Origin of the sequence: Aeribacillus sp. FSL M8-0235, assembly GCF_038000355.1 — a bacterium.
GTDB classification, from domain to species: domain Bacteria; phylum Bacillota; class Bacilli; order Bacillales; family Aeribacillaceae; genus Aeribacillus; species Aeribacillus composti.
The window spans coordinates 2073403-2090454 of record NZ_JBBOBW010000001.1 but is presented as its reverse complement, the minus strand read 5'-3'; the positions used below and the strand labels follow the sequence as shown (position 1 = coordinate 2090454).

The window sequence follows — 17052 nt, the reverse complement described above, 5'->3', positions numbered from 1 at the left end:
ATCTTGTATCGAAAATTTTTAAAAAAAGTGTCTTTATTATAAAATAATGGTGCAATATTGTGTTCTGCTACTTAACACGATATACTATAAAACAGTGTACACTTTTAAACATGAAGGAGTAATGCGCCATGAATGAAAAACAACGATTAGCAACCACGTTTGTGAATCCTTCGGACAAAAAATCCGAGAAGGATTACAGTAAGTATTTCGAGCGTGTTTACATTCCGCCTTCTTTAAAAGATGCGAAAAAGCGCGGAAAAGAAGAAGTGAAATACCATAAAGATTTTGTCATTCCTGAACATTTAAAAGGAATGGGAGAAGGCAGAAAGTTTTATATTCGCACATACGGATGTCAAATGAATGAACATGATACGGAAGTGATGGCCGGTATTTTTATGCAGCTCGGATATAAGCCGACTGACAGCACAGAAGATGCTGATGTTATTTTGTTAAACACATGTGCGATCAGGGAAAACGCTGAAAACAAAGTATTTGGGGAAATTGGGCATTTGAAGCCGCTCAAAATGGAAAAGCCGGATCTTATCTTAGGTGTTTGCGGCTGCATGTCCCAAGAAGAATCTGTTGTCAACAAAATTTTAAAGCAGTACCAATATGTTGATTTAATTTTTGGAACACACAACATTCACCGCCTTCCGCATTTGTTGAATGAAGCGTACATGTCGAAGGAAATGGTCGTGGAGGTTTGGTCAAAAGAAGGCGATGTGATTGAAAACCTTCCGAAAGTCCGGAAAGGAAATATTAAAGCTTGGGTCAATATTATGTACGGCTGCGACAAATTTTGCACATATTGCATTGTTCCGTACACTCGAGGCAAAGAACGGAGCCGCAGACCGGAGGATATTATTCAAGAAGTTCGCCACCTTGCAGCGCAAGGGTATAAAGAAATCACGTTACTTGGTCAAAACGTAAATGCCTACGGGAAAGATTTTGACGATATCAAATACGGCCTAGGCGATTTAATGGACGAGCTTCGAAAAATCGATATCGCCAGAATTCGTTTTACCACAAGTCACCCGAAAGATTTTGACGACCGTTTAATTGAAGTTTTGGCCAAAGGCGGCAACCTTGTCGATCATATCCATCTTCCGGTGCAGTCAGGCAGCTCGGAAATATTGAAATTGATGGCACGCAAATATACGCGCGAACAGTATTTAGAATTAGTGCAAAAAATTAAAAAGGCGATTCCAAACGTTTCGTTAACGACTGATATCATTGTCGGCTTTCCAAATGAGACGGATGAGCAGTTTGAAGAAACACTCTCCCTCTATCGCGAAGTCGGCTTTGACAGTGCCTATACGTTCATTTATTCGCCTCGGGAAGGAACGCCTGCTGCTAAAATGAAAGATAATGTCCCGATGGAAGTGAAAAAAGAACGGCTGCAGCGATTAAATGCATTAGTCAACGAAATTTCCGCCCAAAAAATGAAAGAATATGAAGGCAAAGTCGTTGAGGTATTAGTTGAAGGCGAGAGCAAAAACAATCCTGACATTTTGGCAGGGTATACGAGAAAAAATAAACTAGTTAACTTTAAAGGTCCGAAATCGGCGATTGGTCAGCTTGTAAAAGTAAAAATTACAAAAGCCAAAACCTGGACTCTTGATGGAGAAATGGTGGAAGAGCAAATTGGGGTGACATTGTAATGGCGTATACGAAAGACGATATTTTAGAAAAGGCAAAAGAACTGGCGCAAATGATAGCCGAAACAGAGCAAGTTGACTTCTTTAAAAAAGCGGAAGAACAAATTAACGAAAATCAAAAAGTTCGGGAAATGATTGCCAGCATTAAAAGCCTGCAAAAACAAGCCGTCAATTTTCAGCATTTCGGAAAGCATGAAGCTCTCAAACAAGTGGAGGAGAAAATTGACAGCCTGTATGAAGAATTAGATCAAATTCCGATCGTCCAGCAATTTAAAGAATCGCAAATTGAAGTTAACGATCTTCTTCAATTAGTAGCGAATACAATTTCAAACCATGTGACAAATGAAATTATTCGTTCAACTGGAGGTAATCTGTTAACGGGTGAAACAGGCGCCCAAATTCGGAATAAACATGGATCTTGCCATTAATCGTATTAAGGTTTTCAGGCTATTTTTGAAAAAATAAAAACCGTTTGAGCTTATGAACAATCGGTATTTCTATGATTTCGGCCAACCCTCCCTCATTTTGTTTAAAGACGCGTCAGCGTCTTTTTTAATTTTTGGTACATATTTTCTGGCTCATGCATAGAATGAACTAGAAGGATTTATGAAAATATCGAGCTTGTCCTAGCGAAAATCTTTTTACGATCGTTTTGAGGAGGGTTTGGCAAATGGCAGAATATAGGGAAATCATAACGAAAGCGGTAGTAGCAAAAGGTCGAAAGTTTACTCAAGCAACACATACGATTAGTCCTGAGAAGAAACCAGCAAGTATTTTGGGTGGTTGGATTATTAACCATAAATATGATGCGCAAAAACGGGGGAAAACAGTTGAAATCGAGGGAACATATGATATTAACGTTTGGTATTCATTTGATGAAAATACGAAAACAGAAGTAGTTACAGAGCGTGTCAAGTATACAGATGTGTTAAAATTACGATATAAAGATGACAACTATTTAGATGACGAGAACGAAGTGGTTGCCCGTGTTTTGCAGCAGCCGAATTGTCTGGAAGTCACCATTTCTCCAAACGGCGAAAACATTGTGGTTCAAGTAGAAAGAGAATTTTTAGCAGAGGTCATCGGAGAAACGAAAGTGGTCGTCTCCGTCCATCCTAGCAACTTGTCTGAATCCGATGAGGAATGGGATGATTGGGAAGAGGATTTAGAGGATGAAATAGAAGATTTGACGCCAGAGCTTTTAGAAGGTGAGCCAGAAGAATAATAAAAAACTAGGAGGGCTGCTTCCTAGTTTTTTTATGTCAAAGGTTTGGCGGCATAAACAAATCTGTGAATAATCGTGTACTAGCTTCCTGTTTTTTATGTCAAAGATTTGACGGAAAAAACTAATTTGCGATAATCACGCGCTGGTTTCCTTGTTTTTTAGTCAAATGTTTGACGGAATAAATAATCTGCGAATAATCGTGCCCTTGCTTCCTAGTTTTTTATGTCAAAGGTTTAACGGAAAAAACTAATTTGCGATAATCACGCACCTGCTTCTTAATTTTTTATGTCAAAAGTTTAAAGGAATAAACAAATCCGCCATTAATCATGAACATGCTTCTTTATTTTTTATGTCAAAGGTTGACGCAATAAACAAAATTGCGAATAATCATGTACGTGCTTATTAGTTTTATTGTTTTGTCATAGGTTATTTGAGCGAATAAGTTTTTTTCGGAATAAAGAGTTTGTGCTATAATAAAAGATGTTAACTTTTACATACAGTCGGGGGATGAACATGGCACAATACACGCCAATGATACAGCAATATTTAAACATCAAGGCAGACTATCAGGATGCCTTTTTATTTTTTCGTTTAGGCGATTTTTATGAAATGTTTTTTGAGGATGCCATCAAGGCTTCTCAAGAATTGGAAATTACGTTAACAAGCCGTGATGGCGGGGGCGAGGAAAGAATCCCGATGTGCGGGGTGCCGTATCACTCAGCCTCAAGCTACATCGAACAGCTCATTGAAAAGGGCTATAAGGTGGCGATTTGTGAACAAACAGAAGATCCGAAACAAGCAAAAGGTGTTGTGAAGCGGGAAGTCGTTCAGCTCATTACACCAGGGACATTAATGGAAGGAAAAGGGCTAGGCGAGAAAGACAACCAATATATTGCTTCCGTTACGGTCTTTGAAGCGCTTTTCGGCCTAGCTTTGACAGATATTACGACAGGGGAATCATATGTCACCCTTCTCTCCACAATGGAGGACTGCTTGGGCGAGCTTTATTCCCGCCAAGTGAAAGAGATTGTAGTGGCAGATGATTTTCCTGAGAAACTGAAAAAAATGATATTAGAAAGACAGCCTGTGACATTTTCGATTGAAAAAGACGCAGCTTATCTTGAAAAATTAGACAGCATTGCAGGACATTTGCAAGATCAGCGGCTGAAAATAACGTTTGCAAGGCTATACAACTATTTAGAACGGACGCAAAAACGGACGCTAGAGCATTTGCAAAAGGTGGAGTTTTATCAATTAAATCAATATTTGAAAATTGATATGTACTCGAAAAGAAATTTGGAGCTGACCGAGACGATTCGGTCGAAAGGAAAAAAAGGCTCCCTTCTTTGGCTGCTAGATGAGACGAAAACAGCTATGGGCGCGCGTCTGCTGAAGCAATGGATTGACCGTCCTCTTATTGACAAAAAAGAAATTGAAAAGCGGCAAAATATCGTTGGAATGTTGATCGACCGCTATATCGAAAGAGAAGAACTAAGGGAATTGCTGAAGGAAGTATATGACTTAGAAAGACTGTCGGGAAAAATTGCGTTCGGAAATGCAAACGCAAGAGATCTGATTCAATTGAAAAAGTCGCTTGAAAAAATTCCTGAGATCCGCACAATCGTTGCTTCGTTAGGAATTGCTGATTCGGAGCAAATAAAAAAAGAAATTGATCCTTGTGAAAGCTTGAAGGAGTTGCTTCAAAAAGCAATCATCGAAAACCCGCCAATTTCAGTCAAAGAAGGGAACATCATTAAGGACGGATTTAACGAAGAATTGGATCGCTACAGAGATGCAGCGAGAAACGGAAAAACGTGGATAGCAGAGCTGGAAAAGAGAGAAAGAGAGCTGACAGGAATTAAATCGCTTAAAATCGGCTACAACAAAGTGTTTGGATATTATATTGAAGTAACGAAAGCGAATCTTCATCTTTTGGATGAAGGAAGATATGAACGGAAACAGACGCTGGCCAATGCCGAACGTTATGTGACACCAGAGCTGAAAGAGAAAGAAGCATTGATTTTAGAAGCGGAAGAAAAAATCGTTGATCTTGAGTATGAATTGTTCGTGCAAATTCGCGACGAAGTAAAGCAATATATTCCTAGATTGCAGCTCTTGGCTAAAAAGATTGCCGAGCTTGACTGCCTGCAATGCTTTGCTGTAATCAGCGAAGAACGACATTATACGAAACCGTCCTTTTCCGACTCCGAGCTTTACATTAAAGATGGTCGTCATCCAGTCGTAGAAAAAGTGATGGAATCCGAAAACTATGTTCCGAATGATTGCTGGATGAAAGAAGGAAGGAACATTCTTTTAATTACCGGTCCAAACATGTCAGGAAAAAGTACGTACATGCGGCAAATTGCTTTAACGGCTGTTTTGGCGCAAATCGGCTGCTTTGTCCCTGCCAGCGAAGCGGTTCTGCCGATCTTTGACCAAATTTTTACTAGAATTGGAGCGGCGGACGATTTAGTATCAGGGCAAAGTACGTTTATGGTGGAAATGCTGGAAGCCAAAAATGCGATTGTACATGCCACGAATCAAAGCTTGATTTTATTTGATGAAATCGGGCGCGGGACATCGACATATGACGGCATGGCGCTTGCTCAAGCGATAATCGAATACATTCACGACCACATCGGAGCCAAAACATTGTTCTCGACCCATTATCACGAATTAACCGTGCTCGGAGATGAATTGCAAAATGTGCAGAACGTCCATGTTAAGGCAATAGAGGAAAACGGAAAGGTTGTTTTTCTCCATAAAGTGGATGAAGGGGCGGCTGATCAAAGCTACGGAATTCATGTTGCTGAGCTTGCGGAGCTTCCTGAAATTCTTATCCAAAGGGCAAAAGAAATATTGAGCAAACTGGAAGGAGACAATCAGAAAGAGAAACATACACCATCCGTCATCGAGCATTCGGTGGAACGGAGCATCGAGTATTCTGCGGAGCCAAGCCAGCTTTCTTTATTCGGCGATGAAATAGCAGAGAAGAAAAAAGAGCCGGCAGGGAAAAAGCTTTCATCAAAGGAAAAAGAGGTGCTCTCCATCATTTCTTCCTTAGATCTATTGGATATGACGCCTCTTGAAGCATTAAACACACTGTATGACATCCAAAAGAAATTGAAATAGGTGATGATGATGGGAAAAATCATCCTTATGGATGCTAGTTTATCCAACAAAATTGCCGCTGGGGAAGTCGTGGAGCGGCCGGCTTCTGTTGTGAAAGAACTAGTCGAAAATGCGATTGATGCAAACAGCACAGTGATAGAAATTGAGGCGGAAGAAGGCGGTTTGAGCAAAATTCGCGTCGTGGACAATGGGGACGGAATGGAGCCAGATGATTGCGAAAAGGCGTTTAAGCGGCATGCAACAAGCAAAATTAAAGATGAAGCGGATTTATTCCGCATCCGAACTCTCGGTTTCCGGGGCGAAGCGCTGCCTTCGATTGCCGCCGTTTCTCATCTGGAAATGAAAACTAGCACTGGGGATAAACCCGGGACGAAAATTACTTTAATCGGCGGGAAGGTAACAGCAAAAGAGACAGCATCAAGTCGAAAAGGAACGGACATTACGGTCACGAACCTGTTTTTCAATACGCCGGCGCGATTGAAGTATATGAAAAGCTTGAATACGGAGCTTGGGAGAATAACCGACATAGTCAATCGTCTTGCGCTGAGCTATCCAAACATATCGTTTAAATTTACGCATAACGGCCGGCGGCTTCTATATACGAACGGCAAAGGAGATGTAAGGCAAGTTCTTGCAGCGATTTACGGGGTTCCCATTGCGAAAAAAATGTTTCCAGTCCATTTCCGTTCGCTTGATTTTGACATACGCGGCTATTTATCGTTGCCGGAAGTGACAAGAGCATCCAAAAACTATATTTCTACGATGATCAACGGAAGATTTATTAAAAATCATTCCATTACGAAGGCGGTGGAAGAAGGGTACCATACGCTCCTGCCTATAGGGCGTTTTCCGGTCGTCTATCTTCATATTGAAATGGATCCGATCTTAGTGGACGTAAATGTTCATCCTGCCAAACTGGAGGTCAGAATCAGCAAAGAAGCGGAATTATTTGAAGTCATCGCAAAAGGCATCCAGGATGCATTTAAGAAAAAAGAGCTTATCCCAACCTCTGATACTGTCAAAAAGAAAAAAGAGCACCCGGTAAATGTGCAGCAGGAGATCCAATTTGAACATCTGATCAATGAGGAAAAACAGGATCCAGAATGGACGTTTCAACCAAAAACGGCTGACAATCAATGGAACGAAGATGATTTGTATTCGATTGATCATAGAGGAGCGGATGAAGAGCAGCAACAATCCTTTTCCTCTGAAAAAATAGCTGAACCTCCAGTTGTCAATGGAGAAACTGAAGTACAAGAGTATTTACCAAATAACAACGAAGAACATGAAGAGAAGGATTCGGACAATAATACGTTGGATGAAAGCCGAGTTCCTCCAATGTATCCAATTGGACAGATGCACGGCACTTACATTTTGGCGCAAAATGAAAAAGGATTATATATAATCGATCAGCATGCTGCCCAAGAAAGAATCAAATATGAATATTTTCGCGAAAAAGTTGGGGAAGTGGCGAGCGAAGTGCAGGAAATGCTTGTTCCCCTTACACTGAGCTTTTCCTCTGATGAAGTCATGGTGATCGAAGAGCATAAAGAAGAGCTGGCAAAGGTCGGAGTGTTTTTGGAGAATTTTGGACCGAACACCTATATCATTCGATCTCATCCAACATGGTTTCCGCAAGGTGAAGAAAAAGAAATTATTGAAGAGCTGATCCAGCAGGTGCTTGATGAAAAAAAGACGGATATCCACAAGCTTAGAGAAGATGCAGCCATCATGATGAGCTGCAAAGGATCAATTAAAGCGAATCAATATTTAAACAATGAAGAAATATTCGCGTTGCTAGAATCGCTAAGAAAAGCGTCAGATCCATTTACTTGCCCTCATGGCCGGCCGATCATCATTCATTTTTCCACCTATGAGCTCGAAAAAATGTTTAAGAGGGTTATGTAATAGTTTTCTGCTGCATGTAAAAGATCGCTGTCAAGTTTACTGGTGCGGGAACATGGGGCAAAAGGAAATGAGAGCAATGATTGGACAAAAGTTGTTTTTTTTCGCATTAGAGCAGTATAAAGATCAAATGAAATCAATTGAAAAGAGTATACTCTATGATGAAAAAGGGTATAATATATTGGTGTTTTCTTAAAAATCATGATACGATGAAACAGTGAGTATTTTTTGAAAGTGTGGTCAATATGGAAGAAGAAAAGGATAGACTTGTTGTTTTAATTGGCCCAACAGCTGTCGGAAAGACGAAACTAAGCATTGAATTAGCCAAAAAATTAAACGGTGAAATTATCAGCGGAGATTCCATGCAGATTTATAAAGGAATGGATATCGGAACTGCAAAGATAAAAGAGCATGAAATGGAAGGAATCCCCCATCATTTAATTGACTTAAAGAATCCTTCGGAAGAATTCTCCGTTGCCGAGTTTCAAGAGCTTGCGAGAAAAGCAATTGCCTCGATAACTAAGCGCGGAAAAATGCCGATGATTGTTGGGGGAACAGGCTTGTACATTCAAGCGGTTCTATATGATGATTACCAATTTTCCGATATTCAATCTGACCCTGAAATAAGAAAAGAACTGGAAAATTTTTTGCATGAACATGGGAATTTAGCATTACACGAACGTTTACAGGAAATCGACCCTGACAGTGCAGAACGAATTCATCCAAACAATGCTAGGAGAGTCATCCGTGCTTTAGAAATTTACTATAAAACAGGAAAAAAAATGAGCGAGCATATAAAGACGCATGAAGCAAATGAGCGCTATCATACTGCCATTATCGGCCTTACGATGGACCGCGATGTATTGTATCAACGCATTGATAAAAGAGTTGACGAAATGATTGAGGAAGGTTTGATTGAAGAAGCAAAATCACTGTATGATTCTGGAGTTCGCGGTGTACAATCTGCGCAGGCGATTGGATATAAAGAATTATACGATTTTTTTGATGGCAAGGCTTCTCTTGCAGAAGCAATTGAAACGTTGAAAAAAAACACAAGAAGATATGCGAAAAGGCAACTAACATGGTTTCGAAACAAAATGAATGTCAAATGGTTTGATATGACTCCGCCTGTCTTGATGGAAGAAAAAGTTAGTGAAATTTTTCATTATATAGCAGGAAAGCTTCTTTCTGAGAAGAAATAATAAATTATAGAGGATATGAGGAGGACGAATGATGAAGCAACCGATAAACATTCAAGATCAAGTGTTAAATCAGTTACGAAAAGATGGCACTTACGTGACCGTGTTTTTATTAAACGGTTTCCAAATTAGAGGACAAGTAAAAGCATTTGATAATTTTACGGTCCTCATCGAATCAGAGGGAAAACAGCAGCTCATTTACAAGCATGCGATCTCAACATTTGCACCGCAAAGAAATGTACAAATTGACATTGAAGCATGACGAAAAAACCGGAGATGATCTCCGGTTTTTTCATGAGAAGGAAAGGTTTCGTGGCAGCGGTTCCGATATGTCAGGTATTTTTCTATCTTCAATCCATGTTTTCCTAATTATCGTCTAAACGCAGATAATTTGAATGGTCGTTATTTTTGCCCTTCGCTAATATTTAACTGACCTGTCCTAGAATCTGTACTTGTCCAGGCCGCAAGCCACCCAGGCTTCAGAAAAATACTGCTTAGTTTTTATGAAGACATAGATGAAAAGAAGGTTTGTACTACTTGGCTTTCAGCATAAATATTAATAATAACAACCTTTTTCCATGACATGTTCCTTTAAACAAAGTAGATGTAATTTAGAAGATAAATATAAAAATGAGGTGAAGCCTGTGGAGCGAGCGGTCACCTTCAAAAATAACGGCCAAATGAATATTGTCTTAGGACAAAGCAAAACTGAACTTGAAGGTAAAAAGGAAAAAATCGCAACATATGATCTTTCCATTTCCAAAGCGGCTGTCGAACACAGTGTATTAAAAGAGATTGAACAGGAGATGGGCGCATTAGTTGGAATGGAAGAAGTGAAAAGATTATTAAAGGAAATATATGCATGGATTTTTGTGAATAAAAAAAGAGAAGAACAGGGGTTAAAAACCGGAAGGCAAGCGCTTCATATGCTGTTTAAAGGGAATCCCGGAACGGGAAAAACAACGATCGCGCGATTGATCGGAAAGCTTTTTTTCCAAATGAATGTTTTATCGAAAGGACACTTAATTGAAGCGGAGCGGGCTGATTTAGTAGGTGAATATATCGGCCATACAGCGCAGAAAACGCGCGATTTGATCAAAAAATCACTTGGCGGAATTCTTTTTATTGATGAGGCATACAGTTTAGCCCGCGGAGGAGAAAAAGATTTCGGAAAAGAAGCAATTGACACCCTTGTCAAACATATGGAAGACAGACAGCATGATTTTGTGTTAATTTTAGCTGGATATCCAAGGGAAATGGATCGTTTTTTATCTTTAAATCCCGGACTCGAATCCCGTTTTCCGATCGTAGTTGATTTCCCAGACTATTCAGTCGATGAGCTGATGGAAATAGCAAAATTAATGATGAAGGACAAAGAGTATCGATTTAGCCATGGAGCTGAATGCAAATTGAAAGAGCATTTGCTAAAAGTGAAATATGCGACTCACCCAACGAACTTTTCAAATGGAAGATATGTTCGCAACATTATCGAAAAATCTATACGGGCACAGGCAATGAGGCTCCTGCTTTCTGATAAGTTTGGCAAGGAAGATTTGCTTCTTGTAAAAGAAGAAGATTTAATATTAAACGTATAAGCAGCCCCTAGGCTGCTTTACTTGATTATTGAAAAGAATTGATTGATAAATCTTTATTTAAATGGGTTTTGAAGAAAGCTCCTGTTTCATTGCTGCACATAATTTACACAAATTCGTTTATTTTTCTCACATAGTTTAGAAAAGAATGACGGCAGCCATTTAATTGGCTGAAACGATTAGAATTTGATACTCTTAACGTTGATTCAATAAATTTTTCTAGCGTTGAAGTGCGTTGATGATTTAAGTTTGATAATCTTTATTTTGACTCAATACGTTTCTGTTTTTAAAGCATACTGAAGATGATTTAGTTGAGTCCTAACATTGAACTTAGCAACGTTTCTAGTCTTGAAGTGTGCTGAAGATGATTTGAATTTGAACTCTGTACGTTTTGTTTTGAAATGTGCTGAAGATGAATTGAGTTTGATCATCCTACCTTTGAACTTAATAATGTTTCTAAAGTTGAAATGTGCTAAATGATCCTAACTTTGAACAGAGTACGTTATTGTCTTGAAGTACGCTAAGGATGATTGGAGTTGGTATCCTAATTTTGAACTTAGCAACGTTTCTAGTGTTGAAGTGTGCTGAAGATGGTTTGGATTTGAACTCTGTACGTTTTGTTTTGAAATGTGCTGAAGATGAATTGAGTTTGATCATCTTACTTTTGAATTCAATACGTTTCTTTTGTCTTGAAGTGCGCTAAAGATGATTTAAATTTGATAACCTTACCATTGATCCGTTTATCGAAGGTTTAATTCATAACGCATAGTTTATAAATTTGCAGCATAATTGGAGGAAGAAGACGAGTGGAAGAGAAAGAACAGGTGATTCTCGTTGGCGTCAAGTTCATGGAAACCGATGAAGAACAGTTTTTTTATTTAATGGAAGAGCTGAAATCGCTCACGGCTGCTGCGGGCGGCCAAGTCGCAGCTGTTTGCACACAAAATCGACTGAGGGCCGAACCATCTACATATATTGGAAAAGGAAAAGTTGATGAGATTAAACAGCTTATCGAGACGACAGAGGCAAATACCGTTATTTTCAATAATGAGCTGTCGCCCAGCCAGCTGCGAAATTTAGCTCGTCTGTTAGAGGTAAAGGTGATCGATCGGACTCAGCTAATTTTGGACATTTTTTCAAAAAGGGCGAAGTCAAGAGAAGGGAAACTTCAAGTTGAACTGGCACAGCTTGAATATTTGCTTCCGAGACTTTCGGGACATGGATTGAATCTATCTCGGCAAGGAGGAGGAATCGGGACAAGAGGTCCGGGAGAAACGAAGCTTGAAACGGATCAAAGGCACATCCGAAATCGCATTCACGATATAAAACAACAGCTGTCCCATATTGTTTCCCATCGCGAGCGTTATCGTTCGCAAAGAAAGAGAAATCATCAAACTCAAATCGCTCTTGTTGGCTATACCAACGCAGGAAAGTCAACGCTGTTCAATAAGCTGACAGCTGCTGATTCATTTCAGGAGGATATGGTGTTTGCCACATTGGATCCTATGACAAGGAAAATGTTTCTCCCATCCGGCATGAAGGTGCTCATGACTGATACTGTCGGCTTTATCCAGCAGCTGCCAACAAGCCTTATCGCTGCTTTTCGTTCTACGTTAGAAGAAATAAAGGAAGCAGATTTGCTTTTACATATCGTCGACAGCTCTCATCCTGACTATATTCAGCATGAAAACACCGTGAATGAATTATTAAAAGAATTAGGAACGGACGGATTGCCTGTTTTAACAGTGTACAATAAAAAAGATCAACAACTAGAGCATTTCTTTCCTTCTTTAAAGGAAGACTATATTGTCATTTCTGCTTTTTGTGACGAAGATATAGAACGGTTAAAAACAGCTATTGAAGAAAAATTAAAGAAAAAAATGCATCCTTACGTTGTCTCCGTTCCAACAGGTGATGGGAAACGTCTATCGTTGTTAAAAGCAAATACGCTCGTTTCAACCTTGCAATTTGACGAACAAAATCAGCACTATATCGTTTCTGGTCTAGTGTTTCGCGACCATCCAGTATATGATCAAATTATGAAGAATAAGTAGAAAGGGTTTTACAGATGTTTCAATATTTTACACATGGAAAAAAAATTATGGACATAGCTCAAAAAGTAGAAAAAAAAATAAAACCATTTCACGAAGAAATTGACAAAGTAGTGGAAGTAAATCAGCTTCGTGTGCTCAGAAGCTTTAAAAAGCATCGGGTGAGCGATTCCCACTTTATTCCCTCAACAGGATACGGATATGATGATATCGGCAGGGATACATTGGAAGATGTTTATGCTGATATTTTTGGATGTGAAAAAGGACTTGTCCGGCCGCAAATCATTTCTGGTACACACGCCATTTCAACGGCTCTCTTCGGCGTATTAAGGCCCGGCGATGAACTTATCTATATTACCGGAAAGCCGTATGATACGCTTGAAGAAATTGTCGGTATCCGCGGAAAGGGGACAGGCTCTTTAAAAGAATTTGGCATTTCTTATCAAACAATTGATCTGACTCCTGAAGGACGAGTTGATTTTGACCGAGTAAAAGCGGCAATCAGTGATAAAACAAAAATGATCGGAATTCAGCGTTCTAGAGGATATGATGTCAGACCGTCATTTTCCATTCATGAAATTAAGGAAATGGTTTCTTTCATCAAATCAATCAATGAAAAAATTGTTGTTTTTGTCGATAATTGCTACGGTGAGTTTACCGAAGATCAGGAGCCGGGACATGCAGGTGCTGATCTTATTGCAGGCTCTCTTATAAAAAATCCTGGAGGAGGGCTTGTGAAAACGGGAGGATACATCGTTGGAAAAGAAGAGCTCGTGGAAGCTTGCGCGTACCGGCTCACTTCGCCAGGTATCGGAAGGGAAGCCGGTGCAATGCTTTACAGTCTTCATGAGATGTTTCAAGGTATTTTTCTCGCTCCGCATGTTGTTGGACAAGCGCTAAAAGGAGCGATTTTTACCGCTGCAATGCTGGAAGAAATCGGGTTGCGAGTCAATCCTAGCTGGAATGAGAAAAGATCAGATCTAGTTCAGTCCGTTCAGTTTGATAATGCAGATATGATGATTGCGTTTTGCCAAGCGATTCAATCTGCATCGCCCATAAACTCGCATGTAACACCGGTTCCAAATGAAATGCCGGGTTATAGCGATCAAGTCATCATGGCGGCCGGGACTTTTGTCCAAGGCTCCAGCATTGAGCTTTCAGCGGATGGACCGATTCGTCCTCCATATGTGGCATATGTGCAGGGAGGCTTGACGTTTGAACATGTCAAAATCGCTATTTTCCATGCCGTCAATGAATTAATAGAAAAACGATTAGTCGAACTATAAAAAAACATTTCATCTGGTTCAGCGTTCTGCTTACGGTTTCTAGGGACGTTCCGATCATATTTGCCAATTCTCGATTCGTTAAATGGACTGTCAAACGATAAAGTTTTCCTTGTATAAAAAACCATGTTAAATTTTATGACATTATATTGACATGATATCTTACATTCATCTATAATGTAGATAAGCAAAAGGAAGGAGGGGCTAAAAGAGCATGAATGATCAAGACCGCCGTTCCATGCCGTTGTTTCCAATCAGCATCGTAAAACAGCTGACGGAACTATCTGCCAGACAAATAAGATATTATGAAGAACATGGTCTTATTTCCCCTGCGAGAACGGAAGGCAATCGCCGGTTATTTTCCTTCAATGATGTCGATAGATTGCTTGAAATTAAATCGTTGATTGAGCAGGGTGTCAATATGGCAGGTATTAAGCAAATATTTGCGTATAAAGAAAACGAACAAGAAAGACAAACTTTCGAAAGATCCTCATTGGCAAAAGAAAAATCAGATTTATCTGATGCCGAACTTCGCAAACTATTAAAGGAAGAACTTCTCCATGCTGGAAGAATGAACCGTGCAACATTAAGACAAGGAGACCTTTCACGGTTCTTTCATTGATAATATCGCTATATAAATTTATTTTTTATATATGAGAGGAGAAATAATATGCCAAAGTACACAAAAGAAGATATTATTCGTTTAGTCCAAGAAGAAAACGTAAAATTTATCCGCCTGCAGTTCACTGACATTTTGGGAACGATTAAAAACGTTGAAATCCCTGTTTCCCAATTAGAAAAAGCGTTGGATAACAAAATGATGTTTGACGGATCATCTATTGAAGGATTTGTCCGCATTGAGGAATCTGATATGTATCTGTATCCTGATTTAGATACGTTTGTCATTTTCCCATGGACAGCGGAAAAAGGGAAAGTTGCCCGCTTAATTTGCGATATTTACAATCCTGATGGAACGCCTTTTGAAGGAGATCCGCGCAACAACTTAAAACGAGTGCTGAAGGAAATGGAAGAGCTCGGATTTACAGCATTTAATTTAGGTGCTGAGCCGGAATTTTTCTTATTCAAACTGGATGAAAAGGGTGAACCAACATTAGAATTGAATGATAATGGCGGATATTTTGACCTTGCGCCGACTGATTTAGGCGAGAACTGCCGCCGCGACATTGTGTTGGAACTTGAGGAAATGGGATTCGAAATCGAAGCTTCCCACCACGAAGTAGCACCTGGTCAGCATGAAATTGACTTTAAATATGCAGATGCCATCAAAGCTTGTGATGACATTCAAACATTTAAGCTTGTTGTGAAAACCATTGCCCGTAAACACGGCTTGCACGCAACATTCATGCCAAAACCATTGTTCGGCGTCAACGGTTCAGGTATGCACTGCAACCTTTCTTTATTCCGAAATGGTGAAAATGCATTCTACGATCCAAATACAGAAGATGGATTAAGCGAAACAGCTTTACAATTCATTGCAGGTGTCATCAAACATGCAACAAGCTTTACAGCTGTGACAAACCCAACTGTCAACTCTTACAAACGTTTAGTGCCTGGCTACGAAGCTCCTTGCTATGTTGCATGGTCCGGCCGCAACAGAAGCCCGTTAATCCGGATTCCTGCATCTCGCGGCATGAGCACTCGTATTGAAGTGCGCAGCGTTGACCCATCTGCAAACCCATACCTTGCCATGGCTGTACTCTTGAAAGCTGGTCTCGATGGCATTAAAAACAAATTAACTCCGCCAAAACCAGTAGATCGCAACATTTATGTGATGACAAAAGAAGAACGCATCGAAAACGGCATTGTCGACCTTCCAGCAACATTATATGAGGCACTTGAAAACTTAAAACAAAACGAAGTCGTTGTCAGTGCTTTAGGATCCCATTTATTCGAACATTTCGTCGAAGCAAAAGAGATCGAATGGGATATGTTCCGCACACAAGTGCACCCATGGGAGCGCGAACAATACATCACTCAATATTAATCCCGAAACCCCTTGACGCTCAAGCGTTGGAGGGGTTTTATATTTGTGGGTGAAAACAATAAATCTAACTTTCAATAAAAAGCACCCACAAAAATTGAAAAAAATTACTCCATAATTGATGAGGTGTATTCTTCATATTTACGCATCGAATCTTGATCAAAAGTGAAAGCAGATTTACGGCAAATTCAATTATTCCACACAGACAGAGGCAATGAATTCAAGAAAAAGACAATTGATGAAGCTCTAGATACTTTTTAGATTAATCGGTCGTTAAGCATGAAGGGTTGTCCCTATGACAACGCAGTAGCTGAAGCAACCTTTAAAATTATCAAAACAGAATTTGTTAAAAAATATTTCGGAAATTTAGACCGATTGAAACTGAAATTAGATGATTATGTTCATTGGTTTAATATATTAGAATCCATGGAACACTTGGGTATTTAAGCCCGCTGGAGTACAAAGAGAAACACCTCAAACAGTAAAAATCACCAATCATTTTTCAGATCATGTTCTTATTTTAGGTCATAGGAACCGATCGAATAGACCTAAACCAATTTTCCTGAATGAAATGTTAAATATGGTCTCACTCTTCCTTCAATTGATTGAATGAGAAGGGAATGAGCCGGATGTTTACTTTATTAAAACAGATGGATCAGGTAAAATGGTTGATAAAACATGGATTTCATTGTCGGCAGGCAAACTTAGAAATCTGTTTTAAACGGAAATAAAAAAGAGTCGTCGACCCCCAATCGTGCAAAAATCCCGGGGGATCGACGACTCTTTCAAATCTTCATTGAGCCTACGCAAATCAAAGGATTGATAAATTTTTACTCATTGGCTAAAATGAAATTAACCAATCAACCATTTAAATCGAAATGCTGATCTAACAACATTTTTTTGGGGTTTTTATCTTAACTATGAGGAATTGAAACATCGGAATGCCAACGATTTCAGCGAATAAAAATGCCGTTTTTATCTTAACTATGAGGAATTGAAACTTGT

At 39.5% G+C, this 17052-nt stretch carries 12 protein-coding genes, 2 pseudogenes and 1 CRISPR repeat array (1 of these 15 only partly in view); of the genes and pseudogenes, 13 read left to right on the top strand and 1 reads right to left on the bottom strand.

Going from position 1 to position 17052, the window contains the following annotated elements:
- Window positions 1-128 precede the first annotated feature (128 nt).
- From miaB to NSQ71_RS09970, 10 genes are all read left to right on the top strand, one after another.
- Window positions 129-1661, top strand: a complete 1533-nt coding sequence (gene miaB / locus NSQ71_RS10015) for a tRNA (N6-isopentenyl adenosine(37)-C2)-methylthiotransferase MiaB (RefSeq protein WP_094246007.1) — start codon at window positions 129-131, stop codon at window positions 1659-1661.
- Entirely contained in the window at window positions 1661-2086 is a 426-nt protein-coding gene (locus tag NSQ71_RS10010) for a RicAFT regulatory complex protein RicA family protein (protein ID WP_063386735.1), read from the top strand. The genes miaB and NSQ71_RS10010 overlap by 1 nt, the downstream gene beginning before the upstream one ends.
- 242 nt (window positions 2087-2328) lie before the next feature.
- Window positions 2329-2883, top strand: a complete 555-nt coding sequence (gene cotE, locus NSQ71_RS10005) for an outer spore coat protein CotE (protein ID WP_339196461.1) — start codon at window positions 2329-2331, stop codon at window positions 2881-2883.
- A 513-nt stretch (window positions 2884-3396) separates the two neighbouring features.
- Window positions 3397-6015 carry a DNA mismatch repair protein MutS gene (gene mutS / locus NSQ71_RS10000; RefSeq protein WP_094246006.1) on the top strand — a complete coding sequence of 873 codons (2619 nt, stop codon included), beginning with the start codon at window positions 3397-3399 and terminating at the stop codon, window positions 6013-6015.
- A 9-nt stretch (window positions 6016-6024) separates the two neighbouring features.
- Window positions 6025-7923 (top strand): DNA mismatch repair endonuclease MutL, encoded by a 1899-nt coding sequence (gene mutL / locus NSQ71_RS09995; protein WP_340733906.1) that lies wholly within the window; start codon window positions 6025-6027, stop codon window positions 7921-7923.
- A gap of 242 nt (window positions 7924-8165) precedes the next feature.
- Window positions 8166-9122 (top strand): tRNA (adenosine(37)-N6)-dimethylallyltransferase MiaA, encoded by a 957-nt coding sequence (gene miaA / locus NSQ71_RS09990; RefSeq protein WP_340733904.1) that lies wholly within the window; start codon window positions 8166-8168, stop codon window positions 9120-9122.
- Window positions 9123-9153: 31 nt separating this feature from the next.
- Window positions 9154-9381, top strand: a complete 228-nt coding sequence (gene hfq, locus NSQ71_RS09985; RefSeq protein ID WP_066246428.1) for an RNA chaperone Hfq — start codon at window positions 9154-9156, stop codon at window positions 9379-9381.
- Between the two features lie 418 nt (window positions 9382-9799).
- Window positions 9800-10714: a stage V sporulation protein K gene (gene spoVK, locus NSQ71_RS09980; RefSeq protein ID WP_232515765.1), complete on the top strand. Its 915-nt coding sequence runs from the start codon at window positions 9800-9802 to the stop codon at window positions 10712-10714.
- A gap of 803 nt (window positions 10715-11517) precedes the next feature.
- A complete protein-coding gene (gene hflX / locus NSQ71_RS09975) occupies window positions 11518-12765 on the top strand; it encodes a GTPase HflX (protein ID WP_082830231.1) in 1248 nt (415 codons plus the stop codon).
- A 14-nt stretch (window positions 12766-12779) separates the two neighbouring features.
- Window positions 12780-14048: a methionine gamma-lyase family protein gene (locus NSQ71_RS09970; protein ID WP_340733900.1), complete on the top strand. Its 1269-nt coding sequence runs from the start codon at window positions 12780-12782 to the stop codon at window positions 14046-14048.
- Window positions 14049-14055: 7 nt separating this feature from the next.
- Here the strand turns inward: NSQ71_RS09970 and NSQ71_RS09965 are convergent.
- A pseudogene (locus NSQ71_RS09965) lies at window positions 14056-14160 on the bottom strand (helix-turn-helix domain-containing protein); the annotation flags it as partial.
- Between the two features lie 99 nt (window positions 14161-14259).
- Between NSQ71_RS09965 and NSQ71_RS09960 the strand changes: the two are divergent.
- The 3 genes and pseudogenes from NSQ71_RS09960 to NSQ71_RS09950 form a co-directional block, all read left to right on the top strand.
- Window positions 14260-14667: a MerR family transcriptional regulator gene (locus tag NSQ71_RS09960; RefSeq protein ID WP_063386743.1), complete on the top strand. Its 408-nt coding sequence runs from the start codon at window positions 14260-14262 to the stop codon at window positions 14665-14667.
- A 48-nt stretch (window positions 14668-14715) separates the two neighbouring features.
- The gene (glnA, locus tag NSQ71_RS09955) at window positions 14716-16050 is read left to right on the top strand and encodes a type I glutamate--ammonia ligase (protein ID WP_340733897.1); all 1335 of its coding nucleotides are present in this window, start codon (window positions 14716-14718) and stop codon (window positions 16048-16050) included.
- Between the two features lie 156 nt (window positions 16051-16206).
- Window positions 16207-16532: pseudogene (locus NSQ71_RS09950) on the top strand (IS3 family transposase); the annotation flags it as partial.
- A 420-nt stretch (window positions 16533-16952) separates the two neighbouring features.
- A CRISPR array of direct repeats spans window positions 16953-17052; the repeat unit is 30 nt; unit sequence GTTTTTATCTTAACTATGAGGAATTGAAAC (it continues 461 nt past the right edge of the window).

Bases quoted from the DNA above. Each gene is read 5' to 3' on its own strand.
- hfq (WP_066246428.1), top strand. From the start codon at position 9,154: ATGAAGCAACCGATAAACATTCAAGATCAAGTGTTAAATCAGTTACGA.
- cotE (WP_339196461.1), top strand. From the start codon at position 2,329: ATGGCAGAATATAGGGAAATCATAACGAAAGCGGTAGTAGCAAAAGGT.
- miaA (WP_340733904.1), top strand. From the start codon at position 8,166: ATGGAAGAAGAAAAGGATAGACTTGTTGTTTTAATTGGCCCAACAGCT.
- NSQ71_RS09960 (WP_063386743.1), top strand. From the start codon at position 14,260: ATGAATGATCAAGACCGCCGTTCCATGCCGTTGTTTCCAATCAGCATC.
- mutS (WP_094246006.1), top strand. From the start codon at position 3,397: ATGGCACAATACACGCCAATGATACAGCAATATTTAAACATCAAGGCA.
- glnA (WP_340733897.1), top strand. From the start codon at position 14,716: ATGCCAAAGTACACAAAAGAAGATATTATTCGTTTAGTCCAAGAAGAA.
- mutL (WP_340733906.1), top strand. From the start codon at position 6,025: ATGGGAAAAATCATCCTTATGGATGCTAGTTTATCCAACAAAATTGCC.
- NSQ71_RS10010 (WP_063386735.1), top strand. From the start codon at position 1,661: ATGGCGTATACGAAAGACGATATTTTAGAAAAGGCAAAAGAACTGGCG.
- miaB (WP_094246007.1), top strand. From the start codon at position 129: ATGAATGAAAAACAACGATTAGCAACCACGTTTGTGAATCCTTCGGAC.
- NSQ71_RS09970 (WP_340733900.1), top strand. From the start codon at position 12,780: ATGTTTCAATATTTTACACATGGAAAAAAAATTATGGACATAGCTCAA.
- spoVK (WP_232515765.1), top strand. From the start codon at position 9,800: ATGAATATTGTCTTAGGACAAAGCAAAACTGAACTTGAAGGTAAAAAG.